Source organism: Salmonella sp. HY31 (assembly GCF_042604575.1).
Taxonomy (GTDB): domain Bacteria; phylum Pseudomonadota; class Gammaproteobacteria; order Enterobacterales; family Enterobacteriaceae; genus Salmonella; species Salmonella diarizonae.
The window spans coordinates 3,773,088-3,791,446 of record NZ_CP170479.1 but is presented as its reverse complement, the minus strand read 5'-3'; the positions used below and the strand labels follow the sequence as shown (position 1 = coordinate 3,791,446).

The window sequence follows — 18,359 nt, the reverse complement described above, 5'->3', positions numbered from 1 at the left end:
TAGATGGTCAGGGAGACATGGCGATGCTCATTTCGTAGCCATAAATTAAAAATATCGACATTTTCCAGGAACGCGTATGAAATAATCGCTTTTGTTTAATTATTGTGATCGAAAGCAACAAATATTTAACAATGTGGGGGGTGAGGTTAGGCGTGCAACGAGCCTGACAACTGCAAAAAAGGGGATGTAAAATCAGCGAGTTATGAGGATAGTGATGCTGGTGAGGGTGTCCGGCCAGGCGCATAAGCGCATAGGCCGGACAAGCATAACGTTTTTCAGCAGTAAATTAACCGGCGTCAACCTGCGGTTTACGGCTGTGTTTACGGAGCAGGCGTAACACTGGCGGTACGACAATGACCATGATCGCCATGATCAGCAGGGCTTTGGCGACACCGCTTTGCCACAGTATCGCCATATTACCGTTACTGATGGAAAGCGCGCGACGCAGGTTCTGCTCCAGCATTTCGCCCAGGACGAAACCTAGGATCAGCGGCGACATCGGGAAGTGCATTTTACGCAAAATGTACCCCAATACGCCGAGCGAGGCCATCAGCACCAGATCGAAGGTGGTGCTGTGTACCGCATACACCCCTACCGCCGATACTGCGGCGATGGCGGGTACCAGGAACCACAGTGGAATGGTGAGCATACGGGTGAACAGGCCGATCAATGGAATATTCATGATCAGAAGCATCACGTTTGCAATCAGCAGCGCAGCGATGAGTCCCCAGACGATATCCGGCTGTTCGGTGAACATCGCCGGGCCTGGCGTGATGTTGTACAGCGTCAGCGCCCCCATCATCACCGCGGTAGTACCGGAGCCGGGAACGCCCAGCGTCAGCATCGGAATGAAGGAGCCGCAGGCAGAGGCGTTGTTCGCCGCCTCCGGCGCCGCGACGCCGCGAATATCCCCTTTGCCGAAGCTATCGCTGTTGCCGCTGAGTTTTTTCTCGGTCATATAGGTAATGGCGCTGGCGATGGTCGCCCCGGCGCCCGGTAGTACGCCGACAAAAAAGCCGATTACCGAAGAACGCAGGGTGGTGCCGATACACTGCGCGCCTTCTTTCAGGTTGAACAACATACGCCCTGTTTTACGGACCAGTGTTTGCCCGCTGCTGGTATGTTCCAGCATTAAAAGTATTTCTGATACCGAGAACAGGCCGATTACCACGACGATAAACTGTACGCCGTCGGAAAGATGAACGCTGTCAAAGGTAAAACGATAAACCCCGGTGTTGGCGTCCACGCCGACGGTCGCAAGGCCAAGACCGATTAGCGCTGCCAGAAATGATTTAAGCGGGTTTTGCGCCATCATGCTGCCAAGACAGGCAATAGCAAAAACCATTAAGGCGAAATATTCTGCCGGACCAAAGGCCAGCGACCATTGCGCCAGCGCAGGGGCGAACAGAATGATGCCGCCGATAGCAATTAATGAACCGAAAAATGAGCTGACCGCAGAAATCGACAGCGCCACGCCGCCTTTTCCTTGCTGCGCCATTGGATAACCGTCCAGCGCCGTCATGATCGCTGCCGCATCGCCGGGAACGTTGAGCAATATGGAGGAGATCCTGCCGCCATATTCACAGCCAATGTACACCGTCGCCAGCAGAATTAGCGCGGACTCCGCAGGCAGATGCAACGCAAAGGCCAGCGGCAGTAAAATTGCCACGCCGTTGATCGGCCCCAGTCCTGGCAGCAGACCGACGATCGTGCCCACGAAGCAACCAATCAACGCGATAACCAGGTTTTCCGGCGTCATCGCCACCGCAAAGCCCTGAGAAAGATATATCCAGGTATCCATCGTTGCTCCGTTAACTCAGCCAGGCGCCGAGAGGTAAGGTGACATCAAGTAGCCGGTCAAAGGCATACCACAGCAGAATGCCCAGTACCGCGCCGGAGATGCCCGCCGCCGGAATCGTGGCGCCGAACAGCATCCCGATAACCATGGTGAGAAGTGCGGTGGCGATGGGAAAACCCAGCCATTCGAATCCCCAGGCATACATCAACAGGATGATGACCATGGTAACTAGCTTTTGCAGAACATGGCGGCGCGGCCAGCTAACCGTGTCGGGATGGCGTAATAAAAGCGCCAGCGCGCATAGCGCCATCAGGCCGATAATTCCCAGCGGAAAAGGACGGGGTCCGACGGGTTCATAGCTGTATTCGCTTTGGATCTGCCAGGCGATGAATAGCCCGGCGATACAGAGCAATAGCCAGATACCCGCAAAGATACGATCGCTCATCATTACCTCCGCGATTATTTCGCGAGTCCGAAGGCTTTCGCCTGCTCACGGTAATCGGTGACCTGTTTTTTCACGTAGTCATCGAGCTGCTGGCCGGTCATGTCGAACTCAAACAGGCCGCGCAGATCGCGCTGCTTTTTAAACTCGTCGGTTTGCTGGAGCTTCTTGAAGGTGTCCACCCACCACTGGTAATCGGCATCGCTGACTTTTGGTCCGACGTAGAAGCCGCGAATAATCGGCCACACCAGGTCGTAGCCCTGCTCTTTAGCGGTAGGGACATCGGCAAGCTGGCCCGGCAGACGATTTTCCGAAAAGACGGCAAGCACGCGAATTTTGTCGCCGCCCAGATAAGGCACCATTTCACTGAGATCGCCGGAGACAACCTGAACATGGTTGCCCATTAATGCCGTCACCGGCTCGCCGCCGCCCTCGAAGGCGACGTAGCGCATCTTGTGCGGATCGACGTTCGCCTTTTGCGCCAGCAACGCCGACTTCATCCAGTCCTGGCTGCCAATAGAGGCGCCAGCGCCGATGACCACGCTGTTAGGATCTTTTTCCATCGCCGTCATCAGATCTTTCAGCGTTTTCCACGGAGAATCCGCACGCACGGCGATCATGCCGTAATCGGTTCCCACGCTTGCCAGCCAGCGCACATCATCCACGCCGTAGCGACCAAATTTCCCCTGCGACAGGTTGAGCAGCGAACCGCCGGAAAAGGCGACCACAGTCCCGGGTTCGCCAGGGCGTTGAGCGACTATCGCGTTATAAGCCACAGCGCCGACGCCGCCGGGCATATACGTTACCCGCATGGGTTTTTCAATAGCGCCGGTCTCCAGCAAACTCACCTGAATCAGCTTACAGGTGAGATCGAAACCGCCGCCGGGTTTGGCTGGCGCGATACATTCCATTCGCGATGGCGCCTGTTGCGCCAGAACAGAGGTACTCATTAATAAAAGGCTTACAGTAAGGGTACGAAGTAATTGTTTTTTCATTTTTTTATCCTCACGCCGGACGTCCGGATTTTTCAGGATCGGAAGAAGATTTTTGTGATTATGTGAGCCGACATGTAGCAGTTCGGTTGCGTGATTGTTAAAACAATAACCTTTCAATTCCCTTTCAATGCGGCAGAAACTTTACAGGATGTGATATGCGTCTCTTATTGGCGGAAGATAACCGTGAGCTGGCTCACTGGCTGGAGAAAGCGCTGGTGCAAAACGGCTTTGCCGTGGATTGCGTATTTGACGGGCTGGCGGCGGACCATCTTTTGCACAGTGAAACGTACGCGCTGGCGGTGCTGGATATCAATATGCCGGGAATGGACGGACTGGAGGTGGTGCAACGGCTACGTAAACGCGGTCAGACCTTGCCCGTTTTACTGCTCACAGCGCGAAGCGCGGTGGCGGATCGCGTAAAAGGTCTCAACGTCGGCGCGGATGACTATCTGCCGAAACCCTTTGAACTGGAAGAGCTGGATGCCCGTTTACGGGCTTTGCTCCGGCGCAGCGCAGGTCAGATTCATGAAGTTCAGCAACTGGGCGAACTGATCTTTCATGATGAAGGGTATTTTCTGTTACAGGGACAGCCGTTAGCGCTGACGCCGCGTGAGCAGGCGCTCTTAACCGTATTGATGTACCGACGAACGCGGCCGGTCTCGCGTCAGCAGCTTTTTGAACAGGTGTTCAGCCTGAACGATGAGGTAAGCCCTGAAAGCATCGAACTTTATATTCATCGACTGCGTAAAAAACTCCAGGGAAGCGATGTCCGAATTACGACGCTGCGCGGCCTGGGTTATGTGCTGGAGCGCGGCGATGAAGTGGGTTAAGCCGCAATCGTTGTACCTGCAACTCTTGCTGTTCCTGGGACTGCCGCTGATTTTGCTGTGGGGGCTGTCGGCGTTTAACAGTTATGTCAATGCGCTACAGGCCGCCACTCAGGCTTATGATCGTACGCTGCTCTCCTCGGCGCGAACGGTATCGGAACGGCTGGTGGTGCGCAATAACCATCTGGAAGTTAACGTGCCGTGGGTGGTGCTGGATAGCTTCGAACTTAATATGAATGATCGACTCTATTACAAAGTCGTAGACCCTTCTGGAAAGGTAATATCCGGTTATGACGATCTACCCGCCATGCCGCCTGCTACGCCCCGTACCCGGCTTTATCCGGCACTGGCGTGGTTTTATCATACCGAGTATCGCGGCGAGGCGATCCGCGTGGCGCGTTTGCTACAGCCAGTCAACGAAGGCGGCATTATCGGCATGGCGGAGATTTATGTCGCAGAGACGCTACAGTCCCGTCGTTATCTGGCGGGCCAACTGCTGTTCTCTTCCTGGATCTCACAGGGTTTGCTGGTGTTGCTGACCCTGGTGCTGGTTGGCTGGTTATTACGCCGGGTCCTGCGGCCTATGCGCCAACTTTCGTCATTAATGGTACGCCGTGAACCGGGTCTGCTAACGCCGCTACCAGAACTGCTGCCGTGGTCGGAAACGCGCTTGTTAATCGTGGCGTTCAATCGCTACATTGACAGGCTTCGCGGTATCCTCTCCCGCCAGGAACGCTTCAGCGCCGACGCCTCTCACCAGTTAAAAACGCCGCTGGCAGTGTTAAAAACGCAGGCGGCGGTGGCGTTAGCCAGCCAGCAACCTCGCCACTGGTACGAAAGTCTGGAGGCGATGAGCGTAACGTTGGATAGTACCATTCAGCTCACGGAAAGATTGTTACAACTTTCTGCGGTAAAGCATAAAGAGCAGGGCGAGCGGCGTTTCTCGCCGGTGAATCTGTACGATGTCGTACAAAACGGCTGCTTTACCCGCCTGGCGCAGGCGCGCAGTAAACATATTGACCTGGGCTATGAAGGTGAACAGGAGGCGATGTGGATCGACGGGGATGAAGTATTGCTTGGCGAGCTGTGCGGAAACTTGCTGGATAATGCGCTGAAATACACACCTGAGCGTGGCATCGTCACCGCGCGGCTTGAACGGGATGGCGATGCCGTGACGCTGGTTGTCGAAGATAGCGGCCCCGGCATTGATGATGAGCACATCCATCTGGCGCTACAGCCGTTCCATCGACTCGATAACGTAGGAAATGTGGTAGGGGCAGGCATTGGTCTGGCATTGGTCAATGATATCGCGCGCCTGCACCGTACTCATCCCCATTTTTCCCGTAGCAAAGCGCTGGGAGGGTTATACATACGGATACGCTTTTTAAGCATTGCCCCGCAGTAATGCGCACAAATGTTTCAACGGTAAATAGCGTTTACAAAAAGATGCATCTTGATGTGTGATGTTTTTATCAAATGATCATACAGTCCCCCTACAAACCGTAGCGTTAATCAAAAATGTAGTGGGTGCAGGAGCATGAATAATCATACTAAACGACGGGGAATAGCATTAACCGTCTTTCTTGTCGGGGTTAACATCCTGGCCTGGATTTGGGCGTTCTGTGTTTTTCATCACCATGCGGTCATGCTGAGCGCAGCTCTACTGGCGTATAGTTTTGGGTTGCGTCATGCGGTTGATGCCGATCATATCGCAGCTATCGATACCGTCACCCGCAAGCTGATGCAGCAGGGCAAAACGCCTTTAGGCGTGGGAGCATTTTTTTCATTGGGACATTCAACCATTGTCATTCTGGCATGTCTGGCGATTGTTGTGACGTCGATGGCATTTCGTGATCGTATTGATATTCTGCATCAATATGGTTCATTGATCGGTACGGCTGTTTCAGCTTTTTTTCTGCTGGCGATGGCGTTGCTTAACCTGTTTATTTTGTTCAGCGTGTGGCGGCAGTTTCGTTCAGTTACGCGTGGCGAGCCAGCAGGGGCGCATGATAAGGCGTTACCTGGCGGGCTGATGACGCGTATATTTCAGCGTACGTTTCGTTTGGTCACTTCAAGCTGGCATATGTATTTTGTCGGTTTTTTGTTTGGTCTGGGATTTGATACCGCAACCGAAGTTGGGCTGCTGGGTATTTCCGCCTCGGCAGCCAATCAAGGGTTATCTCTATGGTCGATGATGATTTTTCCTGTGCTGTTTACCGCAGGGATGGCGCTGGTGGATTCCCTGGATAACTTTGTCATGGTAGGCGCTTATGGTTGGGCTTTCTCGCATCCATTACGTAAACTTTATTACAATATGACCATTACCGCCGCGTCCGTCATTGTTGCGCTGGCGATTGGCGGGCTTGAGGCGCTGGGGCTGATTGATGATGCGTTACAGTTAAGCGGAACATTTTGGCAGACCGTCAGCACGCTTAACGATCATATGGGGAATGTGGGCTTCTGGGTGGTGGGCGCTTTTGTACTATTCTGGCTGCTCTCGTTGCTGAATTATCGCTGGCGCGGCTATGATAACATCACTCTCAATACTTGATTGATTTCTGTAAAAATAGTATTCCGGCAGTGGTGTAAATCATTGCCGAAGAATCGTATCTCCTGAGAGTGTATTCCTCGCGGTAAGTACGTTATTTTTCGTGCTTGCATTTCATTATCAGCTTAAGCAATCCGATATAACATACGATGCCAAAAATAATAATAACAGTCGTATACCCAAGAATCAGCCAGTCTGCATGTGTCATAATATAATCCAGTTATCAGATATCCCGCGTTAAGGCAATCTTTAAGCCTGCTGTCAGCAAGAACCACAGTAACAGTTCAACGCTGTTGACGGTAAAATTGTTATGCACAAGAGAGTTGTTACAAATAACCTATACATTGAGCATAGACCTCACCCGCATTTTCGTAATGCCATAAAGCAAGGCTACACCTTTAATCTACTGGCGGTACGCCCAGCCAGAAGAGATAAAATGGTGGCTGTAACCATCATCTGCGCCTGATACCGAGTTAATGACACAGGCATGACAGTGTATAACCGCTGCACTCTTTTTAGCACGTTATCTGCAACATACCGTGTTAATCAATTCCATAAAACCGAGTATAGTGTAAGTGAATTTCGAGTAATTGTCATTATGATTATATGGATGTTAACTTATTTTTTAAATTCTGATGAGATTTTTTGTTTTTTTATCAATTCATCAGGATTTATGAAAAGTCAGGACGTAAAATATATTTACGTCCATGTTTTATTTTAACAAATCGATTTTCCAGTAAAATAGGGGGTCGACCACAGGCGTTTATATTCCCATTCAGGTTTCAGTATGCCAATGGAAAAAATTAATCTTTTCTGTCTTTCCTGACAATAATGTCTGGCGCGGTTAATATTTAGCCACATTAGTATGCTACCGGGGCTAAGATTCATGTATTCACTTTTTACACCGCTATTTGGAACATCAAAGTAAATGTTCAGGCGACTTTCAGACTTCAGCACAATATCAAACGCACAGGGAGCACCCTCAATATAAAGAATGTTACCGAACAAAAGGTGGCGCAACTGGGTAAAAAAATCTATTAAATTTTCGGGTGGATAACCGCTTAGCGTGTCACCGAAGCGTGACTGGAACAATGAGATAAAGGTGTGCGACAACTCTTCGGTAGAAAGTTCATCTACCGTTCTGACGTTTCCTCCGTTTCGTAGGAATTTTTGGTATTCATTACGGCGCCTTTTTTCGAATTTTGAAGAGAACGTTTCTTTGACCAGACAGTTTTGTTTTTTTCTGGCAATTTTCCATACCGCATTGCGTATTTGTGGCTGATGTAACACCGAAAGTCGGTTAGTACGATCGGGTAAGAAGCAGCGTAAATCTGGTGCCATCGGAATAAGTATCTCATCTGAAGATAGCGGGAAGGTTCTGCGCGTCAGGATGCCAATATTCTGATCATTACAGATAAAGTATGCGCCTTTAATGACATCATCTTCTTTATAGTGGAAGAATTTAAAATGCCAGTTATGGCGCCTCATAAAATAGTCAACAATATCTGGGTGCATGTTGATACTACCACCGTATTGTGTAAACGCCTCCCGGTACAGGGAAAAGGAAGATGGTTCCCAGCGGGTTAATATACGTTTAACTTCTTGTATTTTCACCAAAACTCCTGATGTAGATCACTGAAAATTCTATTTTGAATTATTTTGTTGTCCAGGCAAATAAAAATGTGACAGATGTTTAACTTGTATTTACTGGTTAACACGCTAATTGATGATGTTATGGTGAAGAGAATAAGATTAAGTCGTTGATAATAGTATGAGTGAAAGCTACGGTTTAATACCGCGCTTTTCACTCACAGGCTACTTTATATTTAACCATTCAGTAGCAATGAAGATTAGTTATAGATTTCAGAGAAAGCCGCTGAATGGTGGCAGGATCTGCAAATCCATATCTGAATTAGTCCTAATGGGAGAGGCTTTTAACCTCTTGTACTATTGTATCCAGAATATGATAGCGGTTCCGGTATTCTGCACGTTTCTTGCTGGGGATACTTTCAGGCGCTTTACGCATCACCTGTGATGGCAGATGGTATAAAGCACCTTCCTTAACGCCGTTTAGCGACTCCCAGAATTCACTATAGCTGGCCACAAAGGTCTTTTTCTTCTGGAATAAGTATCTGAGTTGGCGATAAACATGGTTGTTTTCACTTACCGCATAAATCTCCGTTACATTACAGGACTGAATAAATGTCGTAAATGCTTCATACAGCATCCGTTTAGGAAAGAGTCCGTAACAATCTTTGGTAGCGTTACGTATGACTTGAGGGCCAACATGTTTACTGGGCCCTTGTAACCCGGCAACCAGCGCTATTTGCTTCCCTTGATGGTGGATAAAGGAAAATGACAAACGCGCCAGCGGCGTATCATTGAAGCACAACGTTAATGTCAGTTCGCCTTCCCTGTCATAGCCACAGGGACCGCAGTAGATATCCACCAGAGCACCGTTTTTCCCTTCCAGGTGAGCGAGCAAGGTTTGCTCCTCGGACAACAGGATTTTTTTTATTTTATTTTCCGGAAAGGCCTGCACGAACTGGTAGTGTTCCAGAATAGCTCTTGCCCGGCAGCGTATGCTAAGTCCGGTATACAAATAAGGCCGCTGGATTTTTGCCGGCAACAGCGGACGATGAATTATCAACGTTCTGGGCTGATTCAGATTACATAATTCATTGAAGTATTTAATTGTCGTTACGGGGTTAATAAGACAACGTAATACAAATTTATAGCGAAACTTACGCTCTCCCCAGCGCTTATGCCGATAAGGCGTTTGCGCCATGACTTCTTTTAACATTAATAATGGATTGTATCTTTCTATATCATCACTCTGATGCATCGTCATACTACGGTCCTACTACTCGATAGACTCATAACCGAGACGGTAGCCTGATTGAGTTAAACGTAAAGGCAACGAGGAAGGCCATACAGACGATATTGTTAAACAGTTTATCAATGGCAGCAATAAGACGCCTAAACGCCAATGTTTCAGGTGCAACCCTTATATGTGCCAATATGAGCGATGCAACGTTAAAATGTAATACTATGATGGCCACTAATATGGAAGGGGCCATTTTAGCCCGGGCAAATCTGTAAAAGGCTAATTTAACTTCTATGAACCTGGCCGAAGTTGATTTGTCTCAGGCCAATTTAAAAAATGCCAACCTTAAAGATTCTACGCTAACCCATTCGCTTACCGAAGAAACCAGAATGTCTACAAGTACATAAACTCTCTTTAACGAATTTTATAGTGAAGATTTTTAGTCCTTTTTGACGTAAATCTGAAATAAAAGAAATGTAAGAATAACTATCTGTATCAAGCATGAGATAATTATATGAACAACACCCGACAGTAAAATCTAATAACGGTTGGTTGTCATTCTTGCCCGTAGAACCTGGAGAACGGGAAAGCGATGTGCAAGGTTAACCACATACAATATAAAGGGATTTTGCGAGGTAGTCGCGCTATTATTATAGCGGTCAGACCTGATACAGACTGACGGTTTTTTGTTGTAAAGTGCCTGATAAATATTATCAGGCGCTGTGTATTCTGGAGCCAGGCATGGCTATCTATCGAATGATCACAATAGTGTCCGAGCCCACCATTAAACACCAGACGAAAAATCCCTGACAAAATGTAAGAACAGTCCACCGTCGGCAGGGAAGCGTCGGTGAACTCTGAACCGCGCTATACCATCTCACCTGATTGTTTCTTGATTTTAATTAACTGTTTGAAAAGTAATGCTATTCCATTCATTCCTGTTTTGTAAAACCTCCGTTCTATAGACGGCATCGCTCAAAACACTAGCAGGTACTGCGTTCACATAGAAAGGCTTTTTAATCAAAACGTTAGGCGTAAGCAATTACAGACAGAAAAAGTAGTAAAGTTTATGCCTCAAGTGTCGATAACCTGGATGACACAGGTAAGCCTGGCATAACATTGGTTATCAAAAACCTTCCAAAAGGAAAATTTTATGGCACAAGTAATCAACACTAACAGTCTGTCGTTGCTGACCCAGAATAACCTGAACAAATCCCAGTCCGCACTGGGTACCGCTATCGAGCGTCTGTCTTCCGGTCTGCGTATCAACAGCGCGAAAGACGATGCGGCAGGTCAGGCGATTGCTAACCGTTTCACTGCGAACATCAAAGGCCTGACTCAGGCTTCCCGTAACGCTAACGACGGTATTTCTATTGCGCAGACCACTGAAGGCGCGCTGAACGAAATCAACAACAACCTGCAGCGTGTGCGTGAACTGGCGGTTCAGTCTGCTAACAGCACCAACTCCCAGTCTGACCTCGACTCTATCCAGGCTGAAATCACCCAGCGTCTGAACGAAATCGACCGTGTATCCGGTCAGACTCAGTTCAACGGCGTGAAAGTTCTGGCGCAGGATAACACCCTGACCATCCAGGTTGGTGCCAATGACGGTGAAACCATCGATATCGATCTGAAGCAGATCAACTCTCAGACTCTGGGTCTGGATACGTTGAATGTGCAAAAAGCGTATGATGTGAAAGATACAGCAGCAACAACGAAAGCTTATGCTGATAATGGTACTACACTGGATGTATCAGGTCTTGATGATGCAGCGATTAAAGCGGCTACGGGTGGTACGACTGGTGCGCCTACTGTAACGGGCGGTGCGGTTAAATTTGACGCAGATAATAACAAGTACTTTGTTACTATTGGTGGCTTTACTGGTGGTGATGCTGCCAAAAATGGCGATTATGAAGTTAACGTTGCTACTGACGGTAAAGTAACACTTGCGACTGGTGCAACTAAAACCACAATGCCTGCAGGTGCTACAACCAAAACAGAAGTACAGGAATTAAAAGATACACCGGCAGTTGTATCAGCTGATGCTAAAAATGCTTTAATTGCTGCTGGCGTTGATACTACAGATGCAAATGCCGCGACATTGGTCAAAATGTCTTATACCGATAAAAATGGTAAGACAATTGAAGGCGGTTATGCGCTTAAAGCTGGCGATAAATATTACGCTGCTGATTACAATGAAACTACAGGAGCTATTAAAGCTAAAACCACAAGTTATACTGCTGCTGACGGTACTACTAAAACGGCGGCTAACCAACTTGGTGGCGCAGACGGTAAAACCGAAGTCGTTACTATCGACGGTAAAACCTATAATGCCAGCAAAGCTGCTGGTCATGATTTCAAAGCACAGCCAGATCTGGCTGAAGCAGCCGCTAAAACCACCGAAAACCCGCTGCAGAAAATTGATGCTGCGCTGGCACAGGTTGACACGTTACGTTCTGACCTGGGTGCGGTACAGAACCGTTTTAATTCCGCCATCACCAACCTGGGCAACACCGTAAACAACCTGACTTCTGCACGTAGCCGTATCGAAGATTCTGACTACGCGACTGAAGTCTCCAACATGTCTCGCGCGCAGATTCTGCAGCAGGCGGGGACTTCCGTTCTGGCGCAGGCTAACCAGGTCCCACAAAACGTGCTGTCTCTGTTACGTTAATTTATTTAGTTTTATTCAGCCCCGTAAATCCGGGGCTTTTTCATTCAGCGTAGATATATACCTTTATGGAATGTATGGTTGTAAACGATATTTCCTACGGGCGAGAGGCTGAAACATGGCCGCGGGATTATTCAATGCTTGCTCGTCGAATTCAATTTCTACGTTTTAATGATGTCCCCGTTCGGTTAGTGAGTAATAATACCCAGCTAATCACAGGCTACATTGCGAAGTTTAATCCGAAAGAAAATTTGATTCTGGCTTCGGATAAACCTAAAGGAAATAATCGCATTGAAGTCAAGTTGGAGTCTCTGGCAATTCTTGAAGAATTATCAGGTAATGACGCTTTTAATATTTCACTGGTGCTGGCTGATAGATTTAATCTTCAGCAATATACTCCATCAAGAAAAGATTATTTCTCGATTTGTAATAAGTGCTATAAACAGGGCGTCGGTATCAAAATCTATATGAAGTATGGACAAGTTTTGACTGGTAAAACGACAGGTGTAAATGCTTGTCAGGTTGGTGTAAGGAAATCCAATGGCAATCATATGCAAGTTATGTTTGACTGGGTTAGCAGGATCACATCTTCGGATTACGTTGAATAACACATACGGTAATAATAAATTCGGTGAGGAAAATAAAAGTTAGGGGGGGCTTTACCGGAGAGTACCTGATGAATGGAGAACTGCCAATATTGAGCGTTTACTCGCTTTTGGGTTCTTCGCTTACTTACAGGTAGCGCATACCGGAAACACTCATTTTTCTTCCCTCCCTTCGCCTGGAGAGCGATTCGCAGAATCAAACCATCACCATCGAACCGGCTGATTTCTTTGTTGGCTGGCCTGGCGCTTGTGATTTCAGTGTAGCCGTCTTTGCCATTTTTGGACCCTCGATTTTGGGACTCCTCCGCGATAGGGCCCAAAAAGGGTGCCGTAACTCGTGGTCCTTAGTAAATATCACCAGACGACAACAAACACAAAAAAAGCCGCAGGGCCCGGTTGAGTTTCAGGTCGCCGTCAATACCCTGGATGGCGCGGGTAGGGCTGCGTTTGTCCAGTGGTCTGACTCGTCCCCGTATCAGGTTCTCCTGTACCCACTGAAACGTGGTCCACGGAGGCATTTTCTTATCCTCCCGGCGGCGGGCGATCAGGGCCTGCGCTTTGGTAATCGGCTTGTGGCCATCACCAAAGCGGAGTCATTATTCCGGCCCAGCCAGCTTGCCTGAGGGCCAATCAAATGTGCCATCCCTGCTGTACTTAAATTGCTTTCATTAGTAGAAAATGCTGATAAATCCCTGTCAAAACAAGATCGAATAAAACGATTAATTAATATCGTTTGATCGTCTTATGTTATGATTGTATCGGAATTGATCTATCTAAACGATTATACAAGAAGGCCATATAAACGGGATAATAGATAAGGGATGGGGGGATTTTTTTCGTTTTAATAAAATGGTATTACTTTCCGTCAGTTTCTACAGATTTTTCTTTCGTATGTCATTTCAAATTCATCATCCACATTCATTCATCAAATGAATACGGAAATCACCTTTTTCGTTATCTGTCATTACCAGAACATGAAGTTATGGTAATGACATGCGCTGTATTTTCTGGTGCCGCAGTGGCTGACGACACAACTAATGACGGCACAATTAATGTCAGCGATACGGTGGTTGAGGCACCATGCGTTATCGCAGAGAACAGCACTGATATGTCCGTGGATTTAGGACTATAAATAATTGGTTAGCTGAATAAATAAAACAGTAAAGCTCGTTAATGTGAATATTAATCTTATTAACTGTGCTCTTTTGGGTGCAGGAAAAGAAGGTGCCGATACCACCAAAGCGGATGTTACTTTCGATTCTTCAGCGGTGGATACCACTGATACAAATCTGCTGGCAACTACCTTTTCTACAGAGGTAACTGATGTTGGTATTCGTTTGCTGACCAGTGAAGACAATTCATTGAAGCTGGGAATCAGCAGTAAGGTGCCATTACAGATTTCATCTGCCGAGCAAACGCTAACATTTCAGGGGGATATGGAAAAAATTAAGAGTGAAATCAGCCAGACAGAAGCTGCAAACACAACTTACGTAGTGGAGTATAAGTAATATAAAATATAGCAAATAATATATTCATTCACTCAGCGAATAATATTAGAGACAATACACATTAAATGATCGCTTATATCGATCATTTAATGATTAATGATAGTTTTTATCTATCATAATTGCTTTATCGATCTGTACAAACAATTAGCAATATAATCCACCCGGAACGAATAATAATAGACGATCCATTTCTAAGTTTGTTTTTTATCTTTTTTTTAAAAAAACTACATTGAGCAAAAATTATGCATTTAATCGCTGCATTGCTTGCTGGTGCATTATTGGTGGCCTGTTCTTTCATGTTGTTGTGAATGATTTTGTCAGTCTCATAATTTATATCAATGTAATCTTTTTGAATTGGTAATCTTTTTTTTGGATCAGAAGAGGCCACTCTTATTTTATTAATTGCTGGAGTGGGTTGGAAATTTTTCTAATATTTCAAATTAAAGGGAAGAATTATGATTAAAAAGTTATTATTTGTGACAATCGCGTGCTCGGCATTCTCAGGTGTGGCAATGGCGGATGATGTTGCTAATGGTGGCACAATTAATTTCACCGGTACGGTGGTTGATGCGCCGTGTGTTATCGCAGCGGACAGCGTCGATATGTCCGTGGATTTAGGACAAACAACCATTGATTATCTGAATAAATATAGCAGCTCAAAACCTGTTAATGTGAACATCAATCTGACTAACTGTGCGCTTTCAGGTGCAGGAACAGATGATGCTGACATTACTAAAGCGGACGTTACTTTCAATTCTTCAGCCGTTGATACCTCCGACAAAGATCTGCTGGCAAATACCGACTCTGCCGGGGCTCAGGGGATCGGGGTGCGCTTGTTGAATGGTGATGGCGCTAATGTGGTATTGGGTACAGCTGATGAGATACCGCTGCAGGTTTCATCCTCAGAACAGACACTGACATTTCAGGCTGATATGGAAAACATTAACAGCGTGGCCATCACTCCCGGCGCCGTGGCTGCAAATGCAACTTATACCATCGCTTATAAATGATAATGGCTTAATGCAAGCCGGGGGAAACCATTTTTTGCGGGAGGGATATATGAGGTGTAAAGCTAAAGTAGGGCTGGTACTGACGGGGGTATTAATGATTGCTCCGGCATTTGCTGGCGAACCTGTAAATGGCGGCTCAGTCAACTTTACCGGAACAGTGGTCAATGCCCCATGTATTCTTGCCGGGGATAGCGTGGATATGACTGTTCCTCTGGGGCAGACCACAGTTAACTATCTGAAGCAGTATACCAATGCAAAGCTTGTCAATATCAATATTCATCTGACTAACTGTGCGCTTTCTGGTGCTGGGGCAGAGGGTGCAGATATCACTAAAGCACATGTTAGGTTTGACAGTTCGGCTGTCGAGACTGACGACTCCATGATACTGGCGAATACAGTATCCAGCGGTGCTCAGGGTGTTGGTGTAGAAGTTCTGACGAGTGATGGCCAGGTTATTCACTTTGGGGGAAATGGTACACCAGACGTGGCCTTACAAGTGACTTCTAGTGAGCAAACTCTGACCTTTCAGAGCCGAATGGTCAATATAGTTGCAATTGACGGAGGGGAAACTGATATCACTCCGGGACAAGTTGCGGCTAATGCAACATATGTTATTTCCTATCAGTAACCAGACAACCCTTTCCGAACGAAAGGGTTGCTTCAGAGATAATCAAATGCAGGGATGGATGGCAATGGTGGCTGGATGCTGCTTACTGGTTTCAATTCGGGCAGGTGCGACCGATTTTAACCTCAGCGTTATTGATAAAGATGCCCGTTCCCATGTGGATTTGAGCTGGTTCAGAAACCCGGCCTCGGTGCCACCCGGGCGTTATCTGGTTTCCGTGGCAGTAAATGATACCCTGCTGTCTGAGCAGCAGATGTTGTCCTGGCATGAAACCGATACGGGTTCACAGGTCTGTATCCCTCCGGCAATGGCCGATCGCTTTGAGTTACAGCCTTCGGTTCGTCAGTCGTTGCCGGATAACAATGGGTGTACAGATTTCTCATCCAGACCGGATATCCAGTTTAATTTTGACCAGCCAAACCAGCAGTTACACATTATCGTGCCGCAGGCCTGGCTGATGTACCATTCGAAAGGGTGGACGCCCCCTTCCGAATGGTCTGATGGTATTCCGGGGTTCCTTCTCGATTACAACCTGTTTGCGGGCACTTACCAGTCACAGGGCGAAAACCGATCGGATAACGCCAATACCTATGGTACTGCCGGGCTTAATGCCGGGGCGTGGCGTCTGCGTAGCGATTTTCAGTATTCCTCCTCCCGGCAGGGAGATGACAGCACAAAGGGCGGATCTTTTCCAGAACCTATCTGTTCAGGCCGTTGCCGGATATAGATTCCCGCTTTGTTGCCGGAGAGACAAACCTGCAGTCAGGCATCTTTGATACGTTCGACTTTACCGGGATATCCCTCAACAGCGACGATCGGATGCTGCCCTGGCAATTACGTGGCTATGCACCACAGATCACCGGCACCGCTCGGAGTAATGCAACCGTCAGTGTCAGTCAGCAGGGGCGAGTGATTTACCAGACGAAGGTCGCGCCCGGCCCGTTTGTGCTCCGCGATCTGAATCAAACCGTACAGGGAACACTGGATGTCCGGATAACAGAGGATAACGGCCAGGTCAGTACTTTTCAGGTTTCCGCCTCCACGGTTCCATTTCTGACCCGCAAAGGACAGGTGCGTTATAACGTATCAGCAGGCCAGGTCCGCCCCGATATCTCACATCATACCGCTGGCGAGGTATTCACGCTGGGCGAGGCCTCATGGGGGATATTATCCCAGACATCTCTGTACGGCGGTTTTCTGGGCGCGGGTGATCATTATCAGTCGCTGGCTCTGGGAATAGGTCAGAACCTCCTGTGGCTGGGGGCTATCTCTGTTGATGTGACTCGGGCTGCCAGCCAGTTACCGGATACGTCGAAGCAGACCGGTAACAGCTACCGGGTAATGTACAGTAAACGGTTCGATGAAACCGACAGCCAGATTTCAGTTGCGGCGCTACGCCACTCCGATCAGCATTTTCTCAGCTATGCCAGCTACACCGATCTTAAATACGGCAACGATGACGATCTGGAAAAACAATCGGTCAGCGTGAGCGGCAACCAGAATATTGCCGCACTGAACCTTAATCTGGATATCAGCATACTCCGGCAGACTTGGTGGAATAAATCCGCATCCACCACTTTCAATACCACACTTGGTTACACCTTCGACATGGGCCGATTTAAGGGCTGTACGGCCAGTATTTCGCTCAGCGATACACAGCATGACGACGATGAGGACGAAGATCGCCAGATCTATTTCTCGCTGTCGCTGCCCTTCGATAATTATCACCGACTGGGGTACGACCTGCGGCACGACAAACACGCCTCCCAGTCACTGTCGTGGAATGATTCAGCCGATCTTGATAACACCTGGGGAATTTCAGCGGGTGCGGACAGTAACGCACCACATACCGAAGCGAATTTCAGCGCCAACTACCAGCATCTGACTTCTGCCGGAGAGCTGCAGCTCTCCGGTGGCTGGCAGGATGCGGACTACCGCTCGGTTAACGGAAGCTGGAATGGCTCGCTGACGGTGACCCCCAGAGGTTATGCCTTCCATCGTAAAAGCGTAAGCAATGAACCCCGCCTGCTGGTCAGTACCGACGGGGTGAAAGATATTCCGATTAATAATGGTTCAGGAACCACGAATGCCTGGGGATATGCCGTGATACCAGTGGTCACCAGTTATCAGCCTGCCAGCATCAGTGTGGATATGAATCATTTGCCCGAAGGGGCATCAGTAGATGACGCCGTATTACAGGCCACCTGGACAGAGGGGGCGATTGGTTATCGCCATATGGCCTCCCGCTCCGGACTGGATATTTTCGGTGAGGTTCATACCCATGATGGTGTCCCTCCCGTCGGTGCAGAAGTGATGCCGGAAGGCGGAAATACAGATATTGGCATGATTAGCGATGATGGGCATCTCTGGCTGAGTGGTGTTAAAGGGGGTCAACACTATCACGTTCGCTGGAGTGGCAGCCATCAGTGCAGCTTTACTCTGCCGGATAACCTTGCGGTATCCGGTTCTCGTCTGATTCTTCCCTGCAATGAGTGAGAAATGG

The 18,359-nt window shown here is 48.0% G+C and carries 13 protein-coding genes and 3 pseudogenes; 10 read left to right on the top strand and 6 right to left on the bottom strand.

What is annotated here, in order from left to right:
• Nucleotides 1-286: 286 nt before the first annotated feature.
• From ACE15A_RS18040 to ACE15A_RS18030, 3 genes are read right to left on the bottom strand one after another with little or no spacing between them, the layout of a single operon-like run.
• Nucleotides 287-1,801, bottom strand: a complete 1,515-nt coding sequence (locus ACE15A_RS18040) for a tripartite tricarboxylate transporter permease (RefSeq protein ID WP_053508999.1) — start codon at nt 1,799-1,801, stop codon at nt 287-289.
• Nucleotides 1,802-1,811: 10 nt separating this feature from the next.
• On the bottom strand, nt 1,812-2,246 hold the full coding sequence (locus tag ACE15A_RS18035; protein ID WP_077918491.1) for a tripartite tricarboxylate transporter TctB family protein: 435 nt from the start codon (nt 2,244-2,246) through the stop codon (nt 1,812-1,814).
• Nucleotides 2,247-2,257: 11 nt separating this feature from the next.
• On the bottom strand, nt 2,258-3,235 hold the full coding sequence (locus tag ACE15A_RS18030; protein ID WP_129382485.1) for a tripartite tricarboxylate transporter substrate binding protein: 978 nt from the start codon (nt 3,233-3,235) through the stop codon (nt 2,258-2,260).
• A 155-nt stretch (nt 3,236-3,390) separates the two neighbouring features.
• Between ACE15A_RS18030 and tctD the strand changes: the two genes are divergently transcribed.
• The 3 genes from tctD (at nt 3,391) to ACE15A_RS18015 (ending at nt 6,613) form a co-directional block, all read left to right on the top strand.
• Entirely contained in the window at nt 3,391-4,065 is a 675-nt protein-coding gene (gene tctD, locus ACE15A_RS18025) for a transcriptional regulator TctD (protein WP_023249019.1), read from the top strand.
• Nucleotides 4,052-5,467 carry a sensor histidine kinase gene (locus ACE15A_RS18020; RefSeq protein ID WP_053508997.1) on the top strand — a complete coding sequence of 472 codons (1,416 nt, stop codon included), beginning with the start codon at nt 4,052-4,054 and terminating at the stop codon, nt 5,465-5,467. Before tctD ends, ACE15A_RS18020 begins: the two co-directional genes overlap by 14 nt.
• Nucleotides 5,468-5,599: 132 nt before the next feature.
• Complete coding sequence (locus tag ACE15A_RS18015) at nt 5,600-6,613, top strand: HoxN/HupN/NixA family nickel/cobalt transporter (protein ID WP_023249021.1); 1,014 nt, start codon at nt 5,600-5,602, stop codon at nt 6,611-6,613.
• Nucleotides 6,614-7,327: 714 nt separating this feature from the next.
• Here ACE15A_RS18015 and ACE15A_RS18010 read toward each other — a convergent pair.
• The gene (locus tag ACE15A_RS18010) at nt 7,328-8,224 is read right to left on the bottom strand and encodes an antimicrobial resistance protein Mig-14 (RefSeq protein WP_023249023.1); all 897 of its coding nucleotides are present in this window, start codon (nt 8,222-8,224) and stop codon (nt 7,328-7,330) included.
• A 304-nt stretch (nt 8,225-8,528) separates the two neighbouring features.
• The gene (locus ACE15A_RS18005; protein WP_024149740.1) at nt 8,529-9,461 is read right to left on the bottom strand and encodes a VirK family antimicrobial peptide resistance protein; all 933 of its coding nucleotides are present in this window, start codon (nt 9,459-9,461) and stop codon (nt 8,529-8,531) included.
• A gap of 131 nt (nt 9,462-9,592) precedes the next feature.
• Here ACE15A_RS18005 and ACE15A_RS18000 point away from each other — a divergent pair.
• From ACE15A_RS18000 to fljA, 3 genes and pseudogenes are all read left to right on the top strand, one after another.
• Nucleotides 9,593-9,844: pseudogene (locus ACE15A_RS18000) on the top strand (pentapeptide repeat-containing protein); the annotation flags it as partial.
• Nucleotides 9,845-10,590: 746 nt separating this feature from the next.
• Nucleotides 10,591-12,111, top strand: coding sequence for a FliC/FljB family flagellin (locus tag ACE15A_RS17995; protein WP_053508995.1), 1,521 nt, complete (start codon nt 10,591-10,593; stop codon nt 12,109-12,111).
• A gap of 65 nt (nt 12,112-12,176) precedes the next feature.
• The gene (gene fljA, locus ACE15A_RS17990; RefSeq protein ID WP_053508991.1) at nt 12,177-12,716 is read left to right on the top strand and encodes a phase 1 flagellin gene repressor FljA; all 540 of its coding nucleotides are present in this window, start codon (nt 12,177-12,179) and stop codon (nt 12,714-12,716) included.
• Between the two features lie 107 nt (nt 12,717-12,823).
• Here the strand turns inward: fljA and ACE15A_RS17985 are convergent.
• Nucleotides 12,824-13,024, bottom strand: a pseudogene (locus ACE15A_RS17985) (hypothetical protein); the annotation flags it as partial.
• A gap of 864 nt (nt 13,025-13,888) precedes the next feature.
• Here ACE15A_RS17985 and ACE15A_RS17980 point away from each other — a divergent pair.
• From ACE15A_RS17980 to ACE15A_RS17965, 4 genes and pseudogenes are all read left to right on the top strand, one after another.
• Complete coding sequence (locus tag ACE15A_RS17980) at nt 13,889-14,221, top strand: fimbrial protein (RefSeq protein ID WP_053508989.1); 333 nt, start codon at nt 13,889-13,891, stop codon at nt 14,219-14,221.
• A 455-nt stretch (nt 14,222-14,676) separates the two neighbouring features.
• Nucleotides 14,677-15,231, top strand: a complete 555-nt coding sequence (locus tag ACE15A_RS17975; protein ID WP_053508987.1) for a fimbrial protein — start codon at nt 14,677-14,679, stop codon at nt 15,229-15,231.
• Between the two features lie 49 nt (nt 15,232-15,280).
• On the top strand, nt 15,281-15,859 hold the full coding sequence (locus tag ACE15A_RS17970; RefSeq protein WP_053508985.1) for a fimbrial protein: 579 nt from the start codon (nt 15,281-15,283) through the stop codon (nt 15,857-15,859).
• Nucleotides 15,860-15,905: 46 nt separating this feature from the next.
• A pseudogene (locus tag ACE15A_RS17965) lies at nt 15,906-18,352 on the top strand (fimbria/pilus outer membrane usher protein).
• The last annotated feature ends 7 nt before the right edge of the window (nt 18,353-18,359 follow it).

Bases quoted from the DNA above. Each gene is read 5' to 3' on its own strand.
- ACE15A_RS18040 (WP_053508999.1), bottom strand. From the start codon at position 1,801: ATGGATACCTGGATATATCTTTCTCAGGGCTTTGCGGTGGCGATGACG.
- ACE15A_RS18035 (WP_077918491.1), bottom strand. From the start codon at position 2,246: ATGATGAGCGATCGTATCTTTGCGGGTATCTGGCTATTGCTCTGTATC.
- ACE15A_RS18030 (WP_129382485.1), bottom strand. From the start codon at position 3,235: ATGAAAAAACAATTACTTCGTACCCTTACTGTAAGCCTTTTATTAATG.
- tctD (WP_023249019.1), top strand. From the start codon at position 3,391: ATGCGTCTCTTATTGGCGGAAGATAACCGTGAGCTGGCTCACTGGCTG.
- ACE15A_RS18020 (WP_053508997.1), top strand. From the start codon at position 4,052: ATGAAGTGGGTTAAGCCGCAATCGTTGTACCTGCAACTCTTGCTGTTC.
- ACE15A_RS18015 (WP_023249021.1), top strand. From the start codon at position 5,600: ATGAATAATCATACTAAACGACGGGGAATAGCATTAACCGTCTTTCTT.
- ACE15A_RS18005 (WP_024149740.1), bottom strand. From the start codon at position 9,461: ATGACGATGCATCAGAGTGATGATATAGAAAGATACAATCCATTATTA.
- ACE15A_RS17995 (WP_053508995.1), top strand. From the start codon at position 10,591: ATGGCACAAGTAATCAACACTAACAGTCTGTCGTTGCTGACCCAGAAT.
- fljA (WP_053508991.1), top strand. From the start codon at position 12,177: ATGGAATGTATGGTTGTAAACGATATTTCCTACGGGCGAGAGGCTGAA.
- ACE15A_RS17975 (WP_053508987.1), top strand. From the start codon at position 14,677: ATGATTAAAAAGTTATTATTTGTGACAATCGCGTGCTCGGCATTCTCA.
- ACE15A_RS17970 (WP_053508985.1), top strand. From the start codon at position 15,281: ATGAGGTGTAAAGCTAAAGTAGGGCTGGTACTGACGGGGGTATTAATG.